The sequence below is a fragment of the Streptomyces sp. NPDC002994 genome, from assembly GCF_040611155.1.
Lineage (GTDB): Bacteria > Actinomycetota > Actinomycetes > Streptomycetales > Streptomycetaceae > Streptomyces.
Map to the genome: position 1 here is coordinate 35,064 of NZ_JBEXNQ010000009.1, position 23,710 is coordinate 58,773.

Here is a 23,710-nt window from a genome sequence, read left to right on the forward strand (position 1 = left end):
GAGTTGTTGGGGTTACTCCGGTTTGTGGTCGGGGCCGCCGAAGTCGGGGCTGGAGAAGTCCGGGCTGGAGAAGCTCGGGCGCGGCCCCGGTGTGGTGCCGCCGTCCGGGCCGGGGCTGCTGTAGTTGGGCCGCGAGTACCCCAGGTCGGGGATGCGGCCGGCGGGCCGGCGCGGCGCCGGGGCGGCCGGGGGCGTACCGGGGTCGGCCAGGGCGTCCCGCAGGAACGGTACGACGCCCCGCTCCAGCAGGGCGTGGCGCCAGGCTTCCCTGGCCCGGTCGACCTCCTGCGTACGCTCGCTTCCGCGTCCGTCGGAGAACGCCGTCGAACCGTTGCGCAGAGCTGTCAGCAGCAGTCCGACGGCGGCGACCAGGATGCCCGCCGCCGTGAGCGCCCCGAAGATCCAGCCTGCCGTCAGGAGCGTCTGGGCGAAGGCGGGCTCGGGCGTGAGCATCTTGAGGAGGTACCCGACGAGCAGGAAGATCGCCGCCGCGGTGCCCGCCAGTACGGGTGTCAGCACGGCGACGACGGCGACGGCGCCCGCCCCCGTGGTCTCGGTGGCGTCGCCCATGGCGAGGACGGAGCCGGTGTGGGCGGCCGCCGCGGTGGGTGTGCGCCCTTCCTCGCGGACCTTTACGTAGTGGTCGTACTCGGCGGCCGCGGCCGCCGCGACGATCGCACTGGCGTTCATTGCCATGGTGCGCAGTTGTTCCGTGTTGAGCCGCTGCCCGACGGCGGCCAGTTCCGGGCGGTCGTGAGCAGTGCGCAGTGCCTCGTCGAGGACGCGTTCGTATTCCGGGCGGTCCTCGGCCAGCAGGTGCGGAGCGCTGCTGTTCATGTGCATCCCCCGATGCTCCGTAGGGCCGGACAACCCGCTTCGGGCGGGTAATTGGGCGGAAACGGAGGAGAGCCTGCTACGGATAAGCCGATGGTAGAGCGCCTACGGCACGGGGTGACAGGGGGTTTCCGGAAATAGGGCCCAGTGGTAAGTGCGGAATGTATATGGCCGCGCCTTCCCCGGCGAAGTTCAGTTATGCAGGGGCAGTTGGACGACCAGCAGCTTTCCGGCCATGGTCACGCCGCCGTCCATGGCGATGGCGAGTCCGTCGGCGTACACGTGAGGGCCTTCCACGACCGGCCCGGAATTCTCGTCGCCGCCGTCCGAGCTCTCATTGCCCACCTCGCCGAGGAGGTAGGGAATGGGGCTGTGACCATGGACGATGCGTTCGCCGCCGTACGCGTCGAGGAGCTCGCGGACCGCCTGGGCGCCGCCCTCGTCACGGAAGGCGAAGCGCTTGGTGAACTTGCGGAAGACGTCCCAGCACTCGTCGGCGTCGTTGCGGGTGAGGATGGCGTGGACCGTGTCGTTCACGTCCTCGATGGTGCTGCCGTAGTCCAGGTAGGCGGTGGTGTCGGAGTGGGTCAGCAGATGCGCGTCTTCCAGCGCGACCGCGTCGAGGCGCGACATCCACTGAAGGTGTACGTCCTGGAGCCGGTCCATGTCGGCCTTCTGGCCGCCGTTGAGGAGCCAGGCGGCCTGGAAAGTGGCCGTGCCCGCCCCGGAGTTGACGGGCGTGTCGCCGAACCGTTTGGCGCCGATGAGCAGCAGTTCGTGGTTGCCCATGAGGGCTTTGCAGTAGCCGCCGGCGGCCGCGGCCTCGGCGGACAGGCGCATCACGAGGTCGATGACGCCGATGCCGTCGGGTCCGCGGTCGGTGAAGTCGCCGAGGAACCACAGCCGGGCGTTGCCCGCGGACCAGTGGCCCTCGGCGTCGATGAGGCCCTGTTCGGCGAGGGCGGCGTACAGCTCGTCGAGATAGCCGTGCACGTCGCCGACGACGAAGAGCGGGCCGAGGCCCTCACCTGCGGCGGGCCGCGGTTCGGGCTCGGTCTGCACGCTCACCTGCACCGTGTCGCCGGGGCCGCCGCGGCTGATCACCGGGAGGTCGCGCTGCGTGGGTGTGTAGCCCTCCGGTTCCTCGTCGGGGGCGTAGGCGCTCTCGTACGGGCTCGCGTAGGCGTTCCCGAAAGCGTTCGTGTGCGCGGGATCGGGGGCCTGTGCGTACGGCGGTACGCGGAAGTCCCGCAATGTAGCCGTCCGCACTGCGGGTCCCTGACCGGCCCCCTGAGTCATCGACCCCTCCACCACCGTCGCGCGCCGCCGTACACCTTTGGGTCCCACCTGGTCGTGGTTGGTCCGCGGTGTCGTGCGCCCATCATAGGAATGAGGCTCGTGGTCTGTGACGCACCAGGGGTGGTGAATCCGGATGCGCGCGCGGTTCGCTGGTTGTTTCGTACCGATTAGGGGGTTCGGTCCCCGTCAGTCGGTCCCCGTCAGTCTCCGGCAGGTGAGCGCGGCGGACTCACCGTGGTGCGTGGCGGCCGGCGCTGTGAAGAGGTCCGGACGATGAGTTCGGTCGGTATTACCTGTTCGACGGGACTGTCGGTATTGATGCCTTCGATGGCGTCGATGAGGAGCTGGACCACGGCGGTGCCGATGCGGCGCGGTTTCAGCGAGAGCGTGGTGATGGGCGGTTCGGTGGCGGCGTACACGGTGGATTCGCTGCAGCAGACGAGCAGCAGGTCCTCGGGTACGCGCAGCCCGTAGCGGCGGGCGGCGGCGAGCAGGTCGGTGCCGTTGGGGTCGAAGAGCCCGTACACGGCGTCGGGCCGGTCGGGGCGGGCGAGCAGCCGGTCGGCGGCGACGGCGCCCGCGCAGGGGTCGTGGGCGGGGTAGGACTCGTAGACGGGGTCCTGTCCGACGCGCTCGCACCAGCGCAGGTACGCGTCGGTGGACAGGCGGGTGTAGGTGTCGGTGGTGTTGCCGGTGAGCAGCCCGATGCGGCGGGCTCCGGCGTCGGCGAGGTGGTCGAGCAGGTCGAGGACGGCGGCTTCGTGGTCGTTGTCGACCCAGGCGGTCACGGGCAGGGTGCCGGCAGGCCGGCCGTCGGAGACGACGGGAAGGCCCTGGCGTACGAGCTCGGTGACGACCGCGTCCTGGTCGGACGGGTCGATGACGACGGTGCCGTCGAGGGCGACGTTCGACCAGACGTCGTGCCGGGAGGTGGCGGGGAGGATGACTAGGGCGTACCCGCGGGCGAGTGCGGCGGAGGTCGCCGCTCTCGCCATCTCGGCGAAGTATGCGAATTCGGTGAAGGTGAAAGGTTCATCCCCGTAGGTGGTCACGGTCAGGCCGATGAGGCCCGACTTGCCGGTACGGAGGGTTCTGGCGGCCGCGGAGGGGCGGTAGCCCAGTCTCTCGGCGACCTCGCGAACATGGCTGCGGGTGGCGTCCGGGAGCCGGCCCTTGCCGTTGAGCGCGTCGGAGACCGTCGTAATCGAGACACCGGCTGCGGCGGCTACGTCTCGAATGCCCGCTCGTCCTGGCCGGGTGCTCCGCCGGGGGGTTTCCGTCCGGCTCACCTGATGCTTCCCTGCTGCTGTCATGGCGAGCCGATAGTAGGGCTCGGGCGGGCGGTTAGGGCGGATGCATATGCAGTCGTTGACAGGCACGTTTCTGCAAGGCGATATCTGCCCAATGGCCTTTGATTTAAAGGCAGTTGATGAGAATGGCCGGTCGGTCACGGTTGTCGACCGGCATGCTCCTGCCCAGTGGCCGAGGTCTCGAAGAGGTCTCAACTCACCTTCACGGGGGATGCGCGCCACGGAGTGAGCCACCGGCGCGCGGCGGAACGCAGAGCGCTCCCCCCAATTCCGTGCGCCTGCCATTCGCAGCGCGGCGCAATCCTCATAAGGTGAGCAGCATTGGTGGTACGTACGGTCGAGGAGGACCCGAAGTGAGCGAGACGAGCCCCAAGCTGCGTGCGGTGCTGGACGGCATTCCCACCTACAAGCCGGGGAAGCCTGCCGCCGCCGGGGGACCGGTGGCGTACAAGCTGTCCTCCAACGAGAATCCGTATCCGCCGCTGCCCGGTGTGCTGGAGAGCGTGATCGGCGCGGCCGGGAACTTCAACCGCTACCCGGACATGGCCTGCACCGGCCTGATGAACGAGCTCGCCAACCGGTTCGGGGTGCCCGTGTCGCACCTCGCGACCGGTACCGGCTCCGTCGGGGTGGCGCAGTCGCTGCTCCAGGCGACCTCGGGGCCCGGTGACGAGGTGATCTACGCCTGGCGGTCGTTCGAGGCGTACCCGATCATCACGCGGATCAGCGGCGCCACGGCGGTGGAGGTGCCGCTGACCGACGGTGACGTGCACGACCTGGACGCGATGGCCGAGGCGATCACCGAGCGGACCCGGCTGATCTTCGTCTGCAACCCGAACAACCCGACCGGGACGGCGGTGCGCAGGGCGGAGCTGGAGCGCTTCCTGGACCGGGTGCCGTCGGACGTGCTGGTGGTGCTCGACGAGGCCTACCGGGAGTTCGTACGCGATGACGAGGTGCCGGACGGCATTGAGCTGTATCGCAGCCGCCCCAATGTGGCGGTGCTGCGTACCTTCTCCAAGGCGTACGGGCTGGCCGGGCTGCGGGTCGGCTTCGCCGTGGCGCACGAGCCGGTGGCGGCCGCGCTGCGCAAGACGGCGGTGCCCTTCGGCGTGAGTCAGCTGGCGCAGGACGCGGCGGTGGCCTCGCTGCGGGCCGAGGACGAGCTGCTGGGCCGGGTCGGTTCGCTGGTCTGCGAGCGCAAGCGGGTGTACGAGGCGCTGGTCGAGCAGGGCTGGACCGTGCCGGACACGCAGGCGAACTTCGTGTGGATGCGGCTGGGGGAGCGTACGGCCGACTTCACGGCGGCCTGCGAGAAAGCCGGCGTCATGGTCAGGCCCTTCGCGGGTGAGGGGCTGCGGGTGACGATCGGCGAGGACGAGGCCAACGACATCTTCCTGCACACCGCGGAGGCGTACTTCAAGGAGCTGTAAGTCACACGCTCCGTCCCGCCCGGGCGCTCCGCCTTGGTTCTGGCGGCCGTATCGCCGCTTCTCCCTTGCTTTCCTGTGCCCTCGTGCGCCTTTTCGGAGGTGTTCGAGGGCGCAGTTGTACCCCCCGGCTGGATGTCGCAGAACGCGTGTGCGCAATACTGTTGCTTGTGAATGTGAACGCGTTCACAAGCTCCACAAGCTCCGATGCGATACGAAGGAGAAGGCGACGTGGACCTAGCTCTGGCGCCGGAGACTCTCGCGCGATGGCAGTTCGGCATCACCACCGTCTACCACTTCCTCTTTGTCCCCCTGACGATCTCGCTGGCCGCGCTCACCGCGGGGCTGGAGACCGCCTGGGTGCGTACGCAGAAGGAGAAGTACCTCAGGGCCACGAAGTTCTGGGGCAAGCTCTTCCTGATCAACATCGCGATGGGTGTCGTCACCGGCATCGTCCAGGAGTTCCAGTTCGGCATGAACTGGTCCGACTACTCGCGCTTCGTGGGTGACGTCTTCGGTGCGCCACTGGCCTTCGAGGCCCTGATCGCCTTCTTCTTCGAGTCCACCTTCATCGGGCTGTGGATCTTCGGCTGGGACAAGCTGCCGAAGAAGATCCACCTGGCCTGCATCTGGATGGTCTCGATCGGCACGGTCCTGTCCGCGTACTTCATCCTGGCGGCCAACTCCTGGATGCAGCACCCGGTCGGCTACCGCATCAACGAGGAACGCGGCCGCGCCGAGCTCACCGACTTCTGGCTCGTCCTCACCCAGGACACCGCGCTCACCCAGTTCTTCCACACCATCACGGCCGCGTTCCTGGTCGGCGGCGCCTTCATGGTCGGCATCGCCGCCTTCCACCTGGCGCGCAGGAAGCACATCCCGGTGATGCGCACCTCGCTGCGGCTCGGGCTGATCACCGTCGTGATCGCCGGAATGCTCACCGCCGTCAGCGGCGACCTGCTCGGCAAGGTCATGTTCAAGCAGCAGCCGATGAAGATGGCCGCCGCCGAGGCGCTGTGGGACGGAGAGGCGCCGGCGCCGTTCTCGATCTTCGCGTACGGAGACGTCGAGAAGGGCCACAACACGGTCGCCGTCGAGATCCCCGGCCTGCTGTCCTTCCTCGCCAACGGCGACTTCACGTCGCACGTCCCCGGCATCAACGACGTCAACAAGGCCGAGCAGGAGAAGTTCGGACCCGGCGACTACCGGCCCAACATCCCCGTCGCCTACTGGGGCTTCCGCTGGATGATCGGCTTCGGCATGGCGTCCTTCTCGCTCGGCATGCTCGGGCTGTGGCTGACGCGCAAGAAGTTCCTGCTGCCGGCGGCGCTGCGCACCGGCGACGACGAAGTGCCGAATCTGGTGCTCTTCAAGAACAAGGCGCTCAGCCCGAAGTTCGCCAGGTGGTACTGGATCGTCGCGCTGTGGACGATGGGCTTCCCGCTCATCGCCAGCTCGTGGGGCTGGATCTTCACCGAGATGGGCCGCCAGCCCTGGGTCGTGTACGGCGTGCTGCGCACCAGCGACGCGGTCTCCCCCGGCGTCTCGCAGGGCGAGGTCATCGCCTCGATGACCGTCTTCACGCTCCTCTACGCCATCCTCGCCGTCATCGAGGTCAGGCTCCTCCTGAAGTACGTCAAGGCCGGACCGCCCGAACTCACGGAGGCCGACCTCAACCCGCCCAACAAGATCGGCGGCGACCACGCGGGCGCCGACCGGCCGATGGCCTTCTCGTACTGAGGACTGAGGAGCTGCTGAGGTATGGAACTCCACAACGTCTGGTTCGTACTCATCGCCGTTCTGTGGATCGGCTACTTCTTCCTGGAGGGCTTTGACTTCGGGATCGGCGTACTGACGAAGCTGCTGGCTCGTGACCGCAAGGAGAAGCGGGTCCTCATCAACACCATCGGACCCGTCTGGGACGGCAACGAGGTGTGGCTGCTGAGCGCCGGCGGTGCGACCTTCGCCGCCTTCCCCGACTGGTACGCCACCCTCTTCTCCGGGTTCTACCTGCCGCTGCTGCTGATCCTGGTGTGCCTGATCGTGCGCGGCGTGGCCTTCGAGTACCGGGTCAAGCGCAGTGAGGAGCGCTGGCAGACCAACTGGGAGCACGCGATCTTCTGGACCTCGCTGCTGCCCGCGTTCCTGTGGGGCGTCGCCTTCGGCAACATCGTGCGCGGCGTGAAGATCGACTCGGAGATGGAGTACGTCGGCACCCTGGGCGACCTGCTCAACCCGTACGCGCTGCTGGGCGGCCTCGTCACCCTCACCCTCTTCACCTTCCACGGTGCGGTCTTCGCCGGGCTGAAGACGGTCGGCGACATCCGGGAGCGGGCGCGGAAGCTGGCGCTCAAGCTGGGGGTCGTCGGTGGGGTGCTGGCCGTTGCCTTCCTGGGCTGGACGCAGCTGGAGAACGGCGACTCGGCGAGCCTGGTCGCGATGGGCGTGGCGGCGCTGGCACTGGTCGCGGCGCTCGGGTTCACGGCGGCAGGGCGCGAAGGATGGGCGTTCGCGCTGTCGGGGGTGACCATCGTGGCCGCGGTCGCGATGCTCTTCCTCACGCTGTTCCCGAACGTGATGCCCTCGTCGCTGGATGACGCGTGGAGCCTTACGGTCACCAACGCTTCTTCCACGCCGTACACCTTGAAGATCATGACCTGGTGCGCGGGGATCGCCATGCCGGTGGTGCTGCTGTACCAGGGCTGGACGTACTGGGTGTTCCGCAAGCGGATCGGCACGCAGCACATCGCCGATGCGCACTAGTAGGGAATGTTTCACGTGAAACCGATCGACCCGCGTCTGCTCCGTTACGCCCGCGCCACCCGCCTCTTCCTGGGGGCCGTGGTGCTCCTCGGGCTGGCCGGGGCAGGCCTGGTCGTCGCCCAGGCGATGATCGTCGCCGAGGTCGTGGTGGGGGCGTTCCAGCGCGGGCTGGACGGCTCCGAGCTGCGTACGCCGCTGATGCTGCTGGCGGCGGTCGCGGTGGGGCGGGGAGTGGTGGCCTGGCTGACCGAACTCGCCGCGCACCGGGCGAGTGCGGCGGTCAAGTCGGAGCTGCGGGGGCGGCTGCTGGCGCGGGCCGTTGAGCTCGGGCCCGGGTGGCTGACGGGGCAGCGGGTCGGTTCGCTGGTGGCGCTCGCGACGCGGGGCGTCGACGCACTGGACGACTACTTCGCGCGGTACCTGCCGCAGCTCGGGCTCGCGGTCGTGGTGCCGGTCGCGGTGCTCGCGCGGATCGTCACCGAGGACTGGGTCTCGGCGGCGGTGATCGTGGGGACGCTGCCGCTCATTCCGCTCTTCATGGTTTTGATCGGGTGGGCCACCCAGGCGCGGATGGACCGGCAGTGGCGGCTGCTCTCGCGGCTGTCCGGGCACTTCCTGGATGTCGTCGCCGGGCTGCCTACGCTCAAGGTCTTCGGGCGGGCGAAGGCGCAGGCCGAGTCGATCCGGACGATCACGGCCGAGTACCGGCAGGCCACCATGCGCACGCTGCGCATCGCCTTTCTGTCGTCGTTCGCGCTGGAGCTGCTGGCGACGCTGTCGGTGGCGCTGGTCGCGGTGGGCATTGGTATGCGGCTCGTGCACGGGGACCTGGATCTGTACACGGGTCTGGTGATTCTGGTGCTGGCGCCCGAGGCGTATCTGCCGCTTCGGCAGGTCGGGGCGCAGTATCACGCGGCGGCGGAGGGGCTGGCCGCCGCGGAGGAGATCTTCGACGTACTGGAGACGGAGCCGCGGGGGCCTGCGGGTGGCGCGGATGCGCCTTCGGGGCCGCTGCGGGTCGAGGGTGTGACGGTCCGGCACGCGGGGCGGACCGAAGCGTCGCTGGACTCGGCGTCGCTGGTTGTGGGCGAAGGCGAGACGGTCGCGGTCGTCGGGCCGAGCGGGGTCGGCAAGAGCACGCTGCTGAACGTGCTGCTCGGGTTCGCCCCGGTGGACGAGGGGCGGGTGGTCGTCGGCGACGGGCCGCAGGCGGTGGACCTGGCGACCGTGTCGATGGAGCGGTGGCGGGAGCGGATCGCGTGGGTGCCGCAGCGGCCGTACCTGTTCGCGGGAACGGTCGGGGAGAACGTACGGCTGGCGCGCCCGGATGCGGACGACGCGGCGGTGGCCGCGGCGTTGCGGGACGCGGGGGCGTACGACTTCGTGGCCGCACTCCCCCAGGGCGCCGGGACGCGGCTCGGGGAGGACGGCGCGGGGCTCTCGGCCGGGCAGCGGCAACGGCTCGCCCTGGCGCGGGCGTTCCTCGCGGACCGGCCGCTGCTGCTGCTGGACGAGCCGACGGCGAATCTGGACGGGGAGACGGAAGAGGGGATCGTCGACGCGGTACGGAGGCTGGCGGCGGGGCGGACCGTGGTGCTGGTGGTGCACCGGCCCGCGCTGCTGGCGGTGGCGGACCGGGTGGTGGAGCTGGGTGCTCCGGCGGGGCGGGGCCCGGGTGCGGGTGCGGGTGCGCGTGGTGGGGCGGCGGATGCGTGCCCCGGGAGCCCGGGGGAGCCCCCGGCGCCCCGGGTGGCAGCGGGGGCTCTGGGGTCGGTGCCGCGTCGGGGCGTCTCCTCGGGCGTCGAACGTTCGGCTACGTCGGTTGCTTTGGGGCGGTTGCGTTCAACGCCCTGCGGGGAGCGCCCCGACACGTCCCCTCCTGGCACCGCGACTTGTGGCGCGGGGGCAGACGTGGCCGCTGGTGGGCGGGTGGCCGGCTTGCGCTCGTCCCGGGCCCGGTCGGTGTTGGGGCGGGTTCGGGAGGCTGCTGGGGAGTTGCGGGGGCGGTTGGGGCTCGCGTGGGGGCTGGGGAGTCTCGCGCTCGGCTCGGCCGTGGGGCTCATGGCCGTGTCCGGGTGGCTCATCTCGCGTGCCTCCGAGCAGCCTCCAGTGCTTTATCTGATGGTCGCCGTCACTGCTACCCGGGCCTTCGGCATCGGGCGGGCCGTCTTCCGGTACGCCGAGCGGCTCGTGTCGCACGACGCCGTACTGCGGATGCTCGCCGAGATGCGCGTCGCCGTGTACCGCCGGCTGGAGCGCATCGCGCCCGCCGGGCTGCGCGACGCCAGGCGCGGGGATCTGCTGTCCCGGCTTGTTGCGGATGTGGACGCGCTGCAGGACTACTGGCTGCGTTGGTCGCTGCCCGTCGGGACCGCCGTGCTTGTCGGTGCGGGCTCTGTGGGGTTCACCGCGTGGCTGCTGCCCGAGGCCGGGGCCGTGCTGGCCGCCGGGCTGCTCGTCGCCGGGGTCGGCGTGCCGTGGCTGAGCGGGGCCTGTGCCCGGCGGGCGGAACGGCAGCTGGCGCCCGCGCGCGGCGTGCTCGCCACCCGGGTCGCCGATCTGCTCGGCGGTACGGCCGAGCTGACCGTCGCCGGTGCGCTGAAGCGACGTACGGACAGCGTCAGGGAAGCGGACGGGGTGCTCACCCGGATCGCCTCGCGCGGTGCCACCGCGACCGCCCTCGGTGGCGGTCTCTCCTCGCTGGCCTGCGGGCTGACCGTCGTGTTCGCCGCGCTCGCCGGGGTGCAGGCCGTGCACGACGGGCGGCTGTCGGGTGTGACGCTGGCCGTGGTCGTGCTGACGCCGCTGGCCGCCTTCGAGGCCGTCACCGGACTTCCGCTCGCCGTGCAGTACCGCCAGCGCGTCAAGCGCAGTGCGGAGCGCGTGTACGAGGTGCTGGACGCGCCGGTGCCGGTGCGTGAGCCGCTGACGCCTGCCGCCGCGCCCGCGTCGCCGTTCCCCCTGGAGGTACGCGGGCTGAGCGCCCGGTACGCCGGGCAGGAGCGGGACGCGCTGGCGGGCTTCGACCTGACGCTGGAAGCGGGCCGGCGCATCGCCGTGGTCGGCCAGTCCGGCGCCGGGAAGACGACGCTCGCCCAGGTGCTGCTGCGCTTCCTGGACGCGCGGGAGGGGACGTACACGCTCGGCGGAACGGACGCCGCCGAGCTCGACGGCGACGACGTACGACGGCTCGTCGGCCTGTGCGCGCAGGACGCGCACATCTTCGACAGTTCGGTACGGGAGAACCTACGGCTGGCCAGGACCGACGCGAGCGAGGAGGAGCTGCGGGACGCCCTGGCCGCCGCTCGGCTGCTGACCTGGGTCGACGCGTTGCCCGACGGGCTCGACACGATGGTCGGCGAACACGGCGCCCGCCTCTCCGGCGGCCAGCGCCAGCGCCTCGCGCTGGCCCGCGCCCTCCTCGCCGACTTCCCCGTGCTCGTGCTCGACGAGCCCGCCGAGCACCTCGACCTCGCGACGGCGGACGCGCTGACGGCCGACCTGCTCAGGGCTACCCAGGGGCGTACGACGCTGATCATCACGCACCGGCTCCAGGGCCTGGAGGCCGTGGACGAGGTGATCGTCCTGGATGAGGGGCGCGTCGTACAGCGCGGTGCGTACGCGGACCTGGTGGATGCCGGGGGGCCGCTGCGGCGGATGCTGGAGCGTGAGCTGGAGGCCGGGGTCCGACTTTCCCGTTGAAATAGGACTTATTAGGCTCAAGGGCATGTCAGTGCAGGACGTGCCGGACCCGAACGACCACCTTGAAGCCGCCGCTCGGGCGGCCCGCAGTCTGCAGGGCCTTTCCCCCGAGCTCACCGCGCGCGTGCCCCAGCTGCTGGAAGCCATGCGATCCGTCGGCACGGGGCTTGATCTGCACTCCACGCTCGACCGGATCTGCGAGACCGCCGCAGAGCTCGCCGACGCCCGGTACGCGGCGATCGGCGTCGTCGACGAGGAGCGTGGCGGCCTCCGCGACTTCGTGACGTACGGGATGACCGAGGAGCAGGCCGCGTGGATCGGGCGGCTGCCCGACGGTCTCCCCGCGCACCACCCGGCGATGGGGACTTTCCTGGGCGTCCCCATCCGCGTACGGGGCGAGGTCTTCGGCAATCTCTACCTCGCCGAGAAGCACGGCGGGGCCGACTTCAGCGACTACGACCTGCACATGGTCCGGGTGCTCGCCACGGAGGCCGGGATCGCCATCGGCAATGCCCGGCTGTACGAGGCGGCGCGGCAGCGCGAACGCTGGATCGACGGGTCCGTCGCCGTCACCACCGCGCTGCTGTCGGGCGGCGACGCCGACGACGCGCTGAGCGTCGTAGCGGAACAGGCCCGTCGCCTCGCCGACTCGGCAGCCGCAATGGTGCTGCTGCCGGCGCGGGACGGCGGCCTGGAGATCGTGGCGGTCTCGGCCGACGACCCGTCCGAGTCGCTCGGTGTGGTCATCCCGCCCCAGAACCCGGTCGCCGCCCGGCTCCTCGCGGGTGAGGCGGTGTTCATCGGCGACTTGGCGAGCGAGCCGCGCATGATGAACAGGGCGGCGCGGCGGTACGGGCCGAGCATGCTGCTGCCGCTGCGCAGCGGCGGCCGGGTGCTGGGCGCGCTCGCCACACCCCGGGCGCGGGGCGGCAGGCTGTTCACGGAAGCCGAGCGGACCCTGGCCACGCAGTTCGCCTCGCAGGCCGCGCTGGCGCTGATGATGGCGCAGGCACAGCGGGACCGGGAACGGCTCGCTGTGTACGAGGACCGCGACCGCATCGCCCGCGATCTGCACGACTTGGTCATCCAGCGGCTGTTCGCCACCGGGCTGATGCTGGAGAGCGCGCAGCGCAGGTCCGTCGTCCCCGAGGTGCGCGACGGGGTGGGCAGGGCGGTCGACGAACTGGATGTGACGATCCAGGAGATCCGTACGGCCATCTTCGCGCTCCAGCAGGGCCCGGCCGAGGCGCCTTCGGGGCTGCGTACGCGCGTACTGCGGGAGATCAACATGGCGTCCGTGCCGCTGGGCTTCAAGCCCGGGCACCATTTCGTCGGCCCGGTCGACTCGCTGGCCGGCGAGCTGACCGGCAAGAACCTCATCGCGGCGCTGCGGGAGGCGCTGTCCAACGCCTTCCGGCACGCGCGGGCCTCCCGTATCGAAGTCGTCGTCGACGCCACCGCCGAAATGGCGGACGGGAGGCGCGGGGTGCGTCTGTCGGTCGCGGACGACGGGGTCGGCATCCCGGAGGGCGGCCGGCGCAGCGGACTGCGCAACCTCAGGCGGCGGGCCGAGTCGCTGGGCGGTACGAGTCGGTGCGGGCCGGGGCTCGGGGAGGGCGGCGGGGGGACGACGGTGGTGTGGGAGGTGCCGCTATAGGGCTCTTGTGCGGGGGCCGCCGCAGGACCCTCCGCAGGTGCCTGGGTAGGCCGGATGGCGGGACGACACCCCGGTGACGTGACCTCGGTGCACGAGATCGGGGGGTGAGCGGGACACGATCCGTGGATGCACCTCGGACCCTGCCAACGGCTGCTCGTGCCGGTGCTGTGCGTGCTTCTGTGCCTTCCCGCGCCGGCCGCCGCTGCTGCCTTTGCCGCTGCCCCCGCCGCTTCGGGTGCGCCCGCGCCGGCTGTACGTGCCGGGGGCGCCTCCTCCGACGGGCCCGCCATCGCCGCCGAGGTGGCGCGGCTGTACGAACAGGCCGCCCGGGCCGCCAAGACGTACGAGCAGGGCAGGCGGGCGGCGCGCGAGCAGCAGGCGAAGGCCATGCGCCTGGAGCGGCTGCTCGCGGAGGAGCGGCGCGAGATCCAGCGGCTGCGTGGGGACGTGGGCCGGGTCGCCCGCGCCCAGTACCGCGCCGGCGGCGGTGGAATCGCGTACACCGCCAAGCTGCTGCTCGCCGACGACCCGGAGGAACTGATGGACGGTCACCGGCTCGCCTGGCAGGCCGAACTCGCCGTGTCCCGGATGCTGGACCGGTCCGAGCGGGCCGAGCGCAGGCTGGTGAAGGACGAGCAGCTGGCGAAAGCCGCCTGGCACGACCTCGACGCCCGTACCCAGCGGCTCGCGTCGATCAAGCGGACCATCACGGCGAAGCTCGACAACGCCCGGTGGAAACTCCAGGGCGAGGCGGAGCGCAGCGTCGCGGCGGGGCGCTGCGCCGGCGCCGTACGCCTGAAGGAGCAGGGACGGTCGTCCACCAAGCGCGCGTGGGTGACGCCCGTCGAGGAATACGAGCTGTCCGCGGGATTCGGCGGTGAGGGTGCCCGCTGGAAGAACCGGCACACCGGGCAGGACTTCGCCGTGGACATCGGCACACCGGTACGGGCCATCGGTGAGGGCCGCGTCGTCTCGGTCTCCTGCGGCGGTGGTTTCGGGATCGAGGTGGTGATCGGGCACCCGGACGGCTACTACTCGCAGTACGCGCACCTGGCAGGCGTCATGGTCGACCAGGGTGAGCTGGTGCGTACCGGCCAGTGGATCGGGCAGGCCGGCACCACCGGGAACTCCTCGGGACCGCACCTGCACTTCGAGGTACGGCTCACTCCCCACCTGGGATCGGGGATCGATCCGGCGCCTTGGATGCGGGAGCGCGGGGCGGGTTTCTGAGGGCGCCGCGGCGGCCGCCCCCACCTGCGCGGCGGCTACAGGGCGGCCAGGATCCGCTCGATGACCACCGCGACGCCGTCGTCGTTGTTCGCGACCGTACGGCCGGACGCCGCGGCCACCACGTCCGGGTGCGCGTTGCCCATCGCGTACGACGTGCCCGCCCAGGCCAGCATCTCGACGTCGTTCGGCATGTCCCCGAAGGCCACGACCTCGGCGGGCGAGATGCCGCGCTCGGCGCAGCACTGCGCCAGGGTGCTGGCCTTGGAGACGCCGTAACCGCTGATCTCCAGCAGGGCCGTCGGGCTGGACCGGGTGACCGACGCGCGGTCGTCCGTCGTCGCGCGGGCCAGCGTGAGGAAGTCGTCGGGGGACAGCTCGGCGTGGTGGGCGAGCAGCTTGACGACCGGGGCGCCCGAGCCGGGGGTGGGCTCCTGGAGAAGCTTCTCGGCGGTGGCCACGGTCGCGCCCGGGTCGAGGTGGAAGGGCGGGTAGTGCGGCTCGTAGTGGATGCCGGTGGAGAGCTCGACCGCGAAGGACGTGCCGGGGGCGGCGGCGCGCAGCGCGAGCACGACGGCGAGGGCGTCCTCGCGGGCCAGCGGGCGGACCTGGATCAGCTTTCCGCCCGCGTGCAGGTCGACGACGGCGGCGCCGTTCGCGCAGATGGCCAGGCCGTGGCCGTGGACGTGGTCGCTGACGACGTCCATCCAGCGGGCCGGGCGGCCGGTGACGAAGAAGACCTCGATGCCGGCCCGTTCGGCTGCGGCGAGCGCGGCGATCGTACGGTCCGACACGGACTTGTCGTCACGCAGCAGCGTGCCGTCGAGGTCGGTCGCGATGAGCCGCGGGGTGGTGGTGGCGGCCGGGGCCGGCCGGGCCGGCTGGGCCTGCTGAGGGTCGGTAGCTGAGGTCACAGATCCATCTTCCCGTACGGGATGCACGGGCGTGCGAAGTGGCGCACATCTGAGACCTGCCGGAAGGCCTGCCGGAAGCGGCCTGCTGCCTGCCACCGGTCGGGATCAATCTCCTTGGGCATTGTCAGTGCCCGCCTCTACGATTGCCATCAACTCCGAGCCCTGTGCTTGCGTGTACACCTCGTGTTCCGTGCGTGCGTGTGCGTGCCACTCAGTGCGGGCCGGGCATCCATCGCGATTCGTGAGGGGGGGACCCCGCGATCGCCCGACCCCGCGCTGCGCGCGAGGTGACCCAATGAACCTGCCTGCTGCCCATTCCGACGCCAACGCCGCCGCCAATGCCCATGGCGATGCCAACGGCACGGCCCATGACGGCGCCTCCGTGAACACCTTCCAGGTGGACCTCAGAGGTCTTGTCGACCTGCTCTCCCACCACCTCTACTCCAGCCCACGCGTCTACGTCCGCGAGCTCCTGCAGAACGCGGTGGACGCGGCGACCGCGCGCCTCACGCACGACCCGGCCGCCCCGGTCCGTATCCGGCTGACCGCCACCGGGTCCGCCGTGAGCATCGAGGACACCGGCATCGGCCTGACCGCCGACGAGGTGCACACCCTCCTCGCCACCATCGGCCGCAGCTCCAAGCGCGACGGGCTCGAAAGCGCCCGCCAGGAGTTCCTCGGCCAGTTCGGCATCGGGCTGCTCGCCTGCTTCGTCGTGGCCCGGCAGATCCGCGTCGTCTCGCGTTCCGCGCGTACGCCCGACCAGCCTCCCGTCGAGTGGCTGGCCACCGACGACGGCTCGTACACCGTGCGTACGCTCCCCCACGAGGCCCGCCCCGAGCCCGGCACCACCGTCCATCTGGAGCCCAGGCCCGGCGCCGAGGAATGGGCGGCTCCCCAGCGCGTCGAGGAACTGGCGCGGGACTTCGGCTCATTGCTTCCGTACGAGGTGACCTTCGCGGGGCCCGACGGCGCCGTCCGCGAGATCACCGACCGGCCCGCCGTCTGGGACCGCCCGCACCCGACGCCGACCGCCCGCAGGGTCGCCCTGGCCGGCCACTGCGCCAAGGTCTTCGGCTTCACACCGCTCGACTCGATCGACCTGGACATCCCCGTAGCGGGCGTGCGCGGCGTCGCGTACGTCCTGCCGTCCGCCACCAGCCCCGCCCACCGCGCCTCCCACCGCGTGTACTTGAAAGGCATGCTGCTCACCGACGGGGCGGACAACCTGCTGCCCGACTGGGCCTTCTTCGTACGCGTCGTCCTCGACACGGACACGCTCCGGCCGACCGCGTCCCGCGAGAACCTGTACGACGACGAGACCCTCGCCGCCGTACGCGAGGCCCTGGGCGTTCGCATCAGGCAGTGGCTGACCGAGCTGGCCGCGGGCGACCCCGCCCGGCTCGCCGCCTTCCTCACCGTGCACCACCTCGGCGTGAAGTCCCTCGCCCGGCACGACGCCGAGCTGCTGGAACTGATGCTGCCGTGGCTGCCGTTCGAGACCAGCGACGGCCGCGTCACGCTCGACGAGTTCGTACGCGCCCACCCCGAGGTCCACTTCACGCGTACGGTCGAGGAGTTCCGCCAGGTCGCCCCGATCGCCGCCGCGCACGGCCTGGGCGTCGTCAACTGCGGTTACACGTACGACGCCGACCTCATCGCGCTCCTGCCGCGGATCCGGGCCGGCGTCAAGGTCACCGAGCTCGACGCGGGCGCCGTCACCGCGCACCTCGACCAGGTCGGGCCCCAGCAGGAGCTGGCACTGTCCGGCTTCCTCGCCACCGCCCGCACCCGCCTCGACCCGCTCGGCTGCGACGTGGCGCTGCGCGCCTTCCAGCCGGTCACCGTGCCCGCGCTGCACCTCGACGACCGCGACGCACGCCACGAGCGGGACCGGGCCGCCGCCGAGTCCGACGCCGACGCGCTGTGGAGCGACATCCTCGGAGCGCTGCGCGGCTCCGGACCCCGCGCACGCCTCGTCCTCAACCACAACAACCCGCTCGTCCGGCGGATCGCCGCGATCCCCGACGCCGAACTGGCCGGGACCGCCGTCGAGTCGCTGTACGGGCAGGCCCTGCTGATGGCACAGCGGCCACTGCGCCCCACCGACACCTCCCTGCTCAACCGGGCGTTCCTCGGACTTCTGGAGTGGGCCACCCACCCGACGGTCACCACCCCGACTGCCACCACCCCGCCCGCCGCGTCCTCGGAGGACCAGCAGTGACCAGCCCCGTGCCCCCGTCCCCCGACGCCGTCCGCCAGGCGCTCTGGGAGAACCGCAGCGCCCCGAACGGCCCGCTGCGCAATGCGCGCGGCGAGGAGATCGTCGCGGCGGCCGAGCAGACCGGCGACCGGGAGCTGCTGCGCCAGGCGCTGTTCGGCCTGATCAACGCGTACGAATACAGCACCGAGAGCGGCAAGATGCTGGTGCCGTTCGCCAGGCTGCTCCAGGAGTGGGACCGCGACCCGTCCGGCTTCGACAAGGCCGACACCCACAGCCTGCACTGGTTCTTCAAGTGGGCCAGTTCCGGGATGCTGAGCCTGCCCGAGGTGCCGATGACCTCCATCGAGAAGTGGCTCGGAGAGATGGAACGCCGCTACCGGATCGCCGGGTACTCCGAGGGCCCGGTGCGCAAGGTGGAGCTGCACGTCGCGGAGAATAGGGGCGACACCGAGCGGGCCGCGCGCGCCTTCGAGGCATGGACCGCGGCCGAGCGCACCCGCATGAGCGACTGCCACGCGTGCGAGCTCAACGACCAGGGCCGGTACTGGGCCGCCCAGGACGAGTACGAGAAGGCGCTCCAGGTCTGGGAGCCGGTTCTCGCCGGGCGGCTCACGTGCGCGGAGGAGCCGCACCGGGTGCTCGCCAAGTCCCTGCTGCCCCTGGTCGCACTGGGCAGCCTCGACCAGGCGCGCACAAACCATCTGCGCGGCTACCGGATGGCGAAGGGCAACGAGAGCCTGCTCTCCTCCATCGGCATGCACATCGAGTTCTGCGCGCTCACCGGCAACGAGGCGCGCGGCCTGGAGCTGCTGGCCGAGCACGGTCCGCACCTGGGCAACAGCGAGAAGCTCGAAGGGCGGCTGGGTTTCGTCACGGGCGTGCTGGTGCTGCTGGGCCGACTGATCACTCTTGGCCACGGGGACCGGCCCACCGTCGCGTACGAGGGGGAACAGCGCACCGTAAGCGAACTCCACGGGCTGCTGGCCCCGTTGGGGGTGGCGCGGGCGAAGCTCTTCGACGAGCGCAACGGAAGCACGGTCGTGTCCGACGCGCGGACGAAGCGGCTGGAGCGGCAGCCGCTGCTGGACGCGCTGCCGCTGGGGGTACGCAGTCGGGTGCTGGCCGGACCCGGTGTGTCAGCGGTGGGCGTGGTCTCCGCTGCTGCCCCGGCGGTGAGCGGCGACGTACAGGAACTGGCTGTCGAGGCACGGAGGTTGCGGGCACTGGGACATCCGGGCAGGACGGCCGCGTGGGAGCGGGTCGCGGAAGCCGTTGCCGAGGGGGTCGCGAACGGGGGCTATGAGCCGGACGCGCTGCTTGCCGCGGATCTCCTGTCGCACCGTGCGGTGCTGGCCGGGCGCCGGCGCGAGCCGGCCCGGAAGCTCTTCGCGGATGTGGCGCAGGCGTACCGCGCGGCGGGAGAACCCGGCGGGGCCGTGCTCAGCGAGATGCGCCTCGCCCTTGCCGCGCTCCAGGAGGGCGCCGAGGCGCAGGAGGTACGGCAGCTGCTCGACCTGGCCGCCGCTTCCGCCGAGGCCCTGGACCCGGCGAAGCCGGCGCGGCTGCGGCGGATCGCGGGCGTGCAGCTGATGCGGATCAAGATCGGCTCCTTCCTGGCCCACCAGGAGGCGCGCAGTCACGGAGATCACGACCACCAAGAAGCGCTCTCGGGCTTCCTGGAGCGGTACGCGGCGCACGGCGGTACGGGCGCGGTGGACGGCGTGGACGACATGCTGGCCGACGTCGAGATCATGCTCGCCGAGGACGCGTGGGAGGACGCGGACTGGATACGTGTCGAGGCTCTTCTCTCGTCCGCCGCCGCCCGCAGCGTCAGCACCGGGCGCGTGTGGGACAGCGTGGAGCCGCTGAGCCGGCTGGCCCGGCTGCGGATGATGCACGGCCGCTTCGTTCAGGCCGAGGAGTCGGCGCGCGCCGCCGTTAGCCACAGCGCGGAGCTGACCGACCCCGCTGAGCTGGGCGCCGTACGCCTGGCGCTGGCGGAGGCGCTCTACCGCCAGGACGGCAAGGAGGAGGAGGCGGCGACGTACGCCTTGGAGGCCGCGCACTGGTTCGACGCCGCGGGCGACACGGCGGGCGCGGGAGCGTACGCACGGTTGATCCTGGCCCAGGCCTACGGCGAGAGCGGGCGGCAGGCGGAGGCCGCGGAGGTGCTGGAGTCCGCGCTGCCCGATCTGCTGGAGCATGGCGAGGAACGGGCCGTGCGGGCACGCGAGACGCTCGCCGAGAACCTGCGCGGCCTGGGCGATTCGCGCGGAGCGGCCGAGCAGTACCTCCAGGCCGCCGAGGTGGCCAAGGGCTGGGGCGACCAGGTGCCACAGGCGAAGCTGGCGTCCCTGGCCGCGGAATGCCTCGCGGGCGGCGGGCTGACGGAGGAGGCGAAGCGGGCGTACGCGCGAGCGGTGGAGCTGTGGCGCCCCACGGGTCAGACCGTCCCGTACGTCAGGGCGCTGCGCTCGCTCGCCTGGCTGGAGGTGGACGGCGAGGGACCGGACGCGGAAGCCGTCGTACGGGCGCGGGCCCTGATGGACCAGGCGCTCGATGCGATGGAGGGCGGCCCCGAGGAACTCGTGGTGGAGCGGGCGCGTACGTGGGCGCAGCTGGCGGAACTGCTGGAAGCACAGCTCTACAAGTATGACGACGACGACGACGAGGACGAGGACGAGGACGACGACGAGGACGAGAACGTCGACGCCGTGCGCCGGGAGACGGCGGTCCTCTGGGAGAAGGCGATCGACGCCTTCACGGCCTCCGGTGCGGAAGCGCTGCAGGAGCGAGTGGAATGTGCGCTGCGCTGTGCTTGGAACGACAACAGCCTCGGGCGGTGGGAGAACGCCCGCCACCGCTTGCGCGAGCTGGCGGCCGAGTTGAGCGAGAGCGACAGCGACGAGGCACGCCGGCTGCTGCGGGCGGTGGAAGGCAACCTCAAGAACCTGACCTGAGGAACTGAGCTGACCCATGCGCAGCCCCCGGCCCCGGCCCTTGGGCCCGCCCCAGCGCGGGCGGCGTCCCGCGTAGGGTCGGGGGATGCGTCTGAGTACCGTGATCCTTCCCATCCACCGTTGGTCGCAGGGCGGCCGTGACGCCTGGCTGCGGGCCGAGCAGCTCGGCTTCCATGCCGCGTACACGTACGACCACCTGTCCTGGCGGACCTTCCGCGACGGCCCGTGGTTCGGCGCCGTGCCGACCCTGACCGCCGCCGCCGGGGCGACCACGCGCATGCGCCTGGGCACCCTCGTCACCTCGCCGAACTTCCGGCACCCCGTGACGCTCGCCAAGGACCTGATCACGCTGGACGACGTGTCCGGCGGACGTGTCACGCTCGGCATAGGAGCCGGCGGCAACGGATTCGACGCCACCGCCCTCGGCCAGGAGCCCTGGACGCCGCGCGAGCGCGCCGACCGCTTCGGCGAGTTCCTGCCGCTCCTGGACCGGCTGCTCACCGAGCCCGCCGTCACCCACGCGGGCACGCACTACTCCGCGGACGAGGCCCGCAACATACCCGGCTGCGTTCAGCGGCCCCGGCTCCCCTTCGCCGTCGCCGCGACCGGCCCGCGCGGGCTGAAGCTCGCCGCCCGATACGGCCAGGCCTGGGTGACCACGGGCGACCCGAAGCTCTTCGAGTCCGGTACGCCCGCCGAGTCGCTGGAGGCCCTCCGCGGCCAGATCACCAAGCTGGGCACCGCCTGCGCCGAAATCGGCCGGGACGCCGGCGAGCTCGACAAGATCCTGCTCACCGGTTTCACCCCGGAGCGGAGCGGCCCGCTGGAGTCGCTCGATGCCTTCGTCGACTTCGCGGGCAGGCACTTCGCCCTCGGCTTCACCGAGATCGTGCTCCACGCACCCATTCCCGGCTCGGATTTCGCGGCCGACGAGAAGGTCTTCGAGCAGATCGCGACGGAGGGACTGGCTCAGCTCGGTTCCTGACGTTTGTGATCAGGAAAGTGCGGGCGTTGCATGCCGAAGATCATCCGGGCTGCCTAGGGTGTTCCGTATGAACGGGGAAACGGTTTTGGCGGCCTTCAGGGCCGAATCGCAGCGCTTGTACGAGAAGGTCTGCGGGATCCCGGAAGCGGAGTGGGACCGGCCGAGCCCGTGCGACCCCTGGACCGTGCGTGAGGTGTTCGCCCACCTGACGGGCGCCGTCGGCCGGGTCGGCGTGATGCTGGCGGAGCCCGAGCCCGAGCCGTCGGGTGCGCTGGTGACGGCCGCTGGTTACTACGCGCCGGACGAGCGCTTCTCGCCGGGCGTCAACGACGTACGGATCGGGTCGGCTCAGGAGTCCGCCGGCTCGTACGAGGACGGCCGGGCACTGGCCGAGCACTTCGACGCCGTCTGGCGCACCGTCGCCGCCGCCTGCGCCAAGGAGCCGCCGGAGCGGCAGGTCCGTACCCGGCACGGTGACCCGATGCTGCTGTCCGACTTCCTCGTCACCCGCGTCGTCGAGGTGTGCGTGCACGGTTTCGACGTGGCGGCGGGGCTGGGTCACCCGCCGTGGCCGACCGGCGAGGCGGCGGACGTGGTGGCGAGGCTGCTGCTCGACGGGCGCCCGTACGACAGGCCGGTGACCGTGGCGGGGGCCGGCTGGGACCGTACGACGTTCCTGCGCAAGGCGACCGGGCGGCTGCCGATGTCCGCGACCGAACGCGCAGCGGCGGAGCGCCACGGGCTGCACTGGCTGACGCTGGGCTGAGGACCGACCGGAGGGACGGAGTTCAGCGCGGGAAGCGCAGGAACTCCGGCGGTACGGACGCGGTGAGCCATACGCCGTTGGCGCTCACCCGGAAGGCATGGCCGGCGCGGTACATGGACCCGGCGTCCACGCTGATGACGACGGGTCGGCCGCGCCGGGCGCCGACGCGGGTGGCGGTTTCGCGGTCGGGTGAGAGGTGGACGTCGTGCCGGGCCATGGGGCGCAGGCCCTCGGCCCGGATCGCTTCGAGGCTGCGGGCGACGGTGCCGCGGTAGAGGTACGCCGGCGGCTCGGCCTCCGGGAGCCCCAGGTCGACTTCCACCGTGTGTCCCTGGCTGGCGCGGATCAGGGGGCCGTCGATCGCGAAGCGTTGTTTGTCATTGACGGCGACGACGTGGTCGAGTTCCGCGCGGGTGACGGGGAAGCCGTGCGCGGCCGCGGCGCGGAGGAGGGTGTCGATCGCCACCCAGCCGTTCTCGTCGAGCGTGATCCCGATCCGTTCGGGCTGATGCCGCAGGTGCTTCGAGAGGTACTTCGAGACCTTTGTGGTGCGTCTTTCGTCCATCGCGTCAGAGTGCCCGGCGAGACGAGCGTCACGCCACTTATTTGGGCGCCCAGGTTTGATCCACAGCCAACTTGACTTTTCCACAAGGGATTTGAGGATTCTGTGGACAAGTCACATGTGATTTCAGGGAGTTTGGCCAACTTCTCCCGCTGTGCGGTGATTTGCGGCGAAGGAGTCCAATGTCCGGGCCTGTACCTCGCGTTCAGTCGCCGCAGCGATGAAGGCCGCAGCATTGCCGGGCCCAACCAGCCGTCGTACAGCGCGCATTGTTTCCTCGGGGAGCGTCACCGTGGCGGGCTCCGAGTCGGTTACGGGCGGGCCGTCCGCACCGAGGTGCTGCTGGAGGTGACGGGTGGCGAACAGCCGCATGGCGCGGGCGAGTTCCGCGTCGACCGTCTGCTGGGCGAGCGGCCTCAGCCGCCGCACCAGCGTCGCCGCCTGCGCCGCGTCCGCGTCCGTGGGCGGCCGGTGGCCGAGGTAACGGGCGAAGACGTGCTCGGTCGTGAACTCCAGGAAACGCGCGGCGATGTGCTCCACCTGCCCGCGAAGTTCCCGCAGGTGACCGGAGATCGCGGGCAGCGGAACGCCCGCCGCGTGCAACTCGGCTGCCACGGAGAGCTCTTGTGGCGAAGGCACCAGAAACTCGTCCTCCCGCCCCGCAATGCGCTCCAGGACCCCGAGCTCCACCGCCTCGTCGACCGCCGCGTCGTCGGGCTTTCCGCCGAACCGCTCGTCCAGCTCGGCCCGCGAGATCCGGTCCGCCTCCTCGTCCGTCCACGGACCGGCGACCTCGGTGACGAGTCCGAGCACCCCGCCGAGCCCCTTCCCCGCGTCCCACGCCTCCAGCAGCTCCTTGATGCTGGCCAGCGTGTACCCGCGGTCGAGGAGGCCGGCGATCTGATGGAGCCGGGCCAGATGCGTGTCCCCGTACACATTGGCCCGCCCGCGCCGCTCCGGCTTGGGCAGCAGCCCGCGGTCCTGGTAGGCGCGGATCGTACGGACCGTGGCACCACTGAGGTGCGCGAGGTCCTCGATCCGGTACTCGGCTGCCGGCTGCCCGGACCCGCTCACGCT

At 71.2% G+C, this 23,710-nt stretch carries 17 protein-coding genes; 10 read left to right on the plus strand and 7 right to left on the minus strand.

The features are described from left to right. Window positions 1-12: 12 nt before the first annotated feature. From ABZX79_RS13960 to ABZX79_RS13970, 3 genes are all read right to left on the minus strand, one after another. Window positions 13-843: a hypothetical protein gene (locus tag ABZX79_RS13960; RefSeq protein ID WP_355255809.1), complete on the minus strand. Its 831-nt coding sequence runs from the start codon at window positions 841-843 to the stop codon at window positions 13-15. 183 nt (window positions 844-1,026) lie between these two features. Continuing rightward, the gene (locus tag ABZX79_RS13965) at window positions 1,027-2,133 is read right to left on the minus strand and encodes a metallophosphoesterase (protein ID WP_355255812.1); all 1,107 of its coding nucleotides are present in this window, start codon (window positions 2,131-2,133) and stop codon (window positions 1,027-1,029) included. A 200-nt stretch (window positions 2,134-2,333) separates the two neighbouring features. Continuing rightward, entirely contained in the window at window positions 2,334-3,446 is a 1,113-nt protein-coding gene (locus ABZX79_RS13970) for a LacI family DNA-binding transcriptional regulator (RefSeq protein WP_214974229.1), read from the minus strand. A gap of 350 nt (window positions 3,447-3,796) precedes the next feature. On the opposite strand from ABZX79_RS13970, the gene hisC reads away from it, so the two are divergent. The 6 genes from hisC (at window position 3,797) to ABZX79_RS14000 (ending at window position 14,225) form a co-directional block, all read left to right on the plus strand. Further along, window positions 3,797-4,876: a histidinol-phosphate transaminase gene (gene hisC / locus ABZX79_RS13975; RefSeq protein ID WP_355255815.1), complete on the plus strand. Its 1,080-nt coding sequence runs from the start codon at window positions 3,797-3,799 to the stop codon at window positions 4,874-4,876. A gap of 228 nt (window positions 4,877-5,104) precedes the next feature. Next, on the plus strand, window positions 5,105-6,613 hold the full coding sequence (locus tag ABZX79_RS13980) for a cytochrome ubiquinol oxidase subunit I (protein WP_355255818.1): 1,509 nt from the start codon (window positions 5,105-5,107) through the stop codon (window positions 6,611-6,613). A 21-nt stretch (window positions 6,614-6,634) separates the two neighbouring features. Then, window positions 6,635-7,636 (plus strand): cytochrome d ubiquinol oxidase subunit II, encoded by a 1,002-nt coding sequence (gene cydB, locus ABZX79_RS13985; RefSeq protein WP_355255821.1) that lies wholly within the window; start codon window positions 6,635-6,637, stop codon window positions 7,634-7,636. A 15-nt stretch (window positions 7,637-7,651) separates the two neighbouring features. Continuing rightward, window positions 7,652-11,338 carry a thiol reductant ABC exporter subunit CydD gene (cydD, locus tag ABZX79_RS13990; RefSeq protein WP_355255824.1) on the plus strand — a complete coding sequence of 1,229 codons (3,687 nt, stop codon included), beginning with the start codon at window positions 7,652-7,654 and terminating at the stop codon, window positions 11,336-11,338. A gap of 25 nt (window positions 11,339-11,363) precedes the next feature. Next, entirely contained in the window at window positions 11,364-12,995 is a 1,632-nt protein-coding gene (locus ABZX79_RS13995; RefSeq protein ID WP_355255827.1) for a GAF domain-containing protein, read from the plus strand. Window positions 12,996-13,121: 126 nt separating this feature from the next. Further along, the gene (locus ABZX79_RS14000) at window positions 13,122-14,225 is read left to right on the plus strand and encodes a peptidoglycan DD-metalloendopeptidase family protein (protein WP_355255830.1); all 1,104 of its coding nucleotides are present in this window, start codon (window positions 13,122-13,124) and stop codon (window positions 14,223-14,225) included. Window positions 14,226-14,260: 35 nt separating this feature from the next. Here the strand turns inward: ABZX79_RS14000 and ABZX79_RS14005 are convergent, their stop codons facing one another. Together ABZX79_RS14005 and ABZX79_RS14010 are read right to left on the minus strand one after the other, a co-directional pair. Continuing rightward, window positions 14,261-15,061 (minus strand): Cof-type HAD-IIB family hydrolase, encoded by an 801-nt coding sequence (locus ABZX79_RS14005; protein WP_355256464.1) that lies wholly within the window; start codon window positions 15,059-15,061, stop codon window positions 14,261-14,263. Between the two features lie 71 nt (window positions 15,062-15,132). Then, a complete protein-coding gene (locus tag ABZX79_RS14010) occupies window positions 15,133-15,258 on the minus strand; it encodes a hypothetical protein (RefSeq protein ID WP_355255833.1) in 126 nt (41 codons plus the stop codon). 173 nt (window positions 15,259-15,431) lie between these two features. Here ABZX79_RS14010 and ABZX79_RS14015 point away from each other — a divergent pair, with 173 nt between their 5' ends. From ABZX79_RS14015 to ABZX79_RS14030, 4 genes are all read left to right on the plus strand, one after another. After that, window positions 15,432-17,360, plus strand: coding sequence for an HSP90 family protein (locus ABZX79_RS14015; RefSeq protein ID WP_355255836.1), 1,929 nt, complete (start codon window positions 15,432-15,434; stop codon window positions 17,358-17,360). Continuing rightward, window positions 17,357-20,320, plus strand: a complete 2,964-nt coding sequence (locus ABZX79_RS14020) for a tetratricopeptide repeat protein (RefSeq protein WP_355255839.1) — start codon at window positions 17,357-17,359, stop codon at window positions 20,318-20,320. The genes ABZX79_RS14015 and ABZX79_RS14020 overlap by 4 nt, the downstream gene beginning before the upstream one ends. A gap of 85 nt (window positions 20,321-20,405) precedes the next feature. Next, window positions 20,406-21,305: an LLM class flavin-dependent oxidoreductase gene (locus tag ABZX79_RS14025; protein WP_355255842.1), complete on the plus strand. Its 900-nt coding sequence runs from the start codon at window positions 20,406-20,408 to the stop codon at window positions 21,303-21,305. A gap of 67 nt (window positions 21,306-21,372) precedes the next feature. After that, window positions 21,373-22,071, plus strand: coding sequence for a maleylpyruvate isomerase N-terminal domain-containing protein (locus ABZX79_RS14030; protein ID WP_355255845.1), 699 nt, complete (start codon window positions 21,373-21,375; stop codon window positions 22,069-22,071). Between the two features lie 22 nt (window positions 22,072-22,093). Here the strand turns inward: ABZX79_RS14030 and ABZX79_RS14035 are convergent, their stop codons facing one another. Then, entirely contained in the window at window positions 22,094-22,636 is a 543-nt protein-coding gene (locus ABZX79_RS14035; RefSeq protein WP_355255848.1) for an RNA 2'-phosphotransferase, read from the minus strand. Window positions 22,637-22,759: 123 nt separating this feature from the next. Next, window positions 22,760-23,707: a MerR family transcriptional regulator gene (locus tag ABZX79_RS14040; protein ID WP_355255851.1), complete on the minus strand. Its 948-nt coding sequence runs from the start codon at window positions 23,705-23,707 to the stop codon at window positions 22,760-22,762. Window positions 23,708-23,710 lie beyond the last annotated feature (3 nt).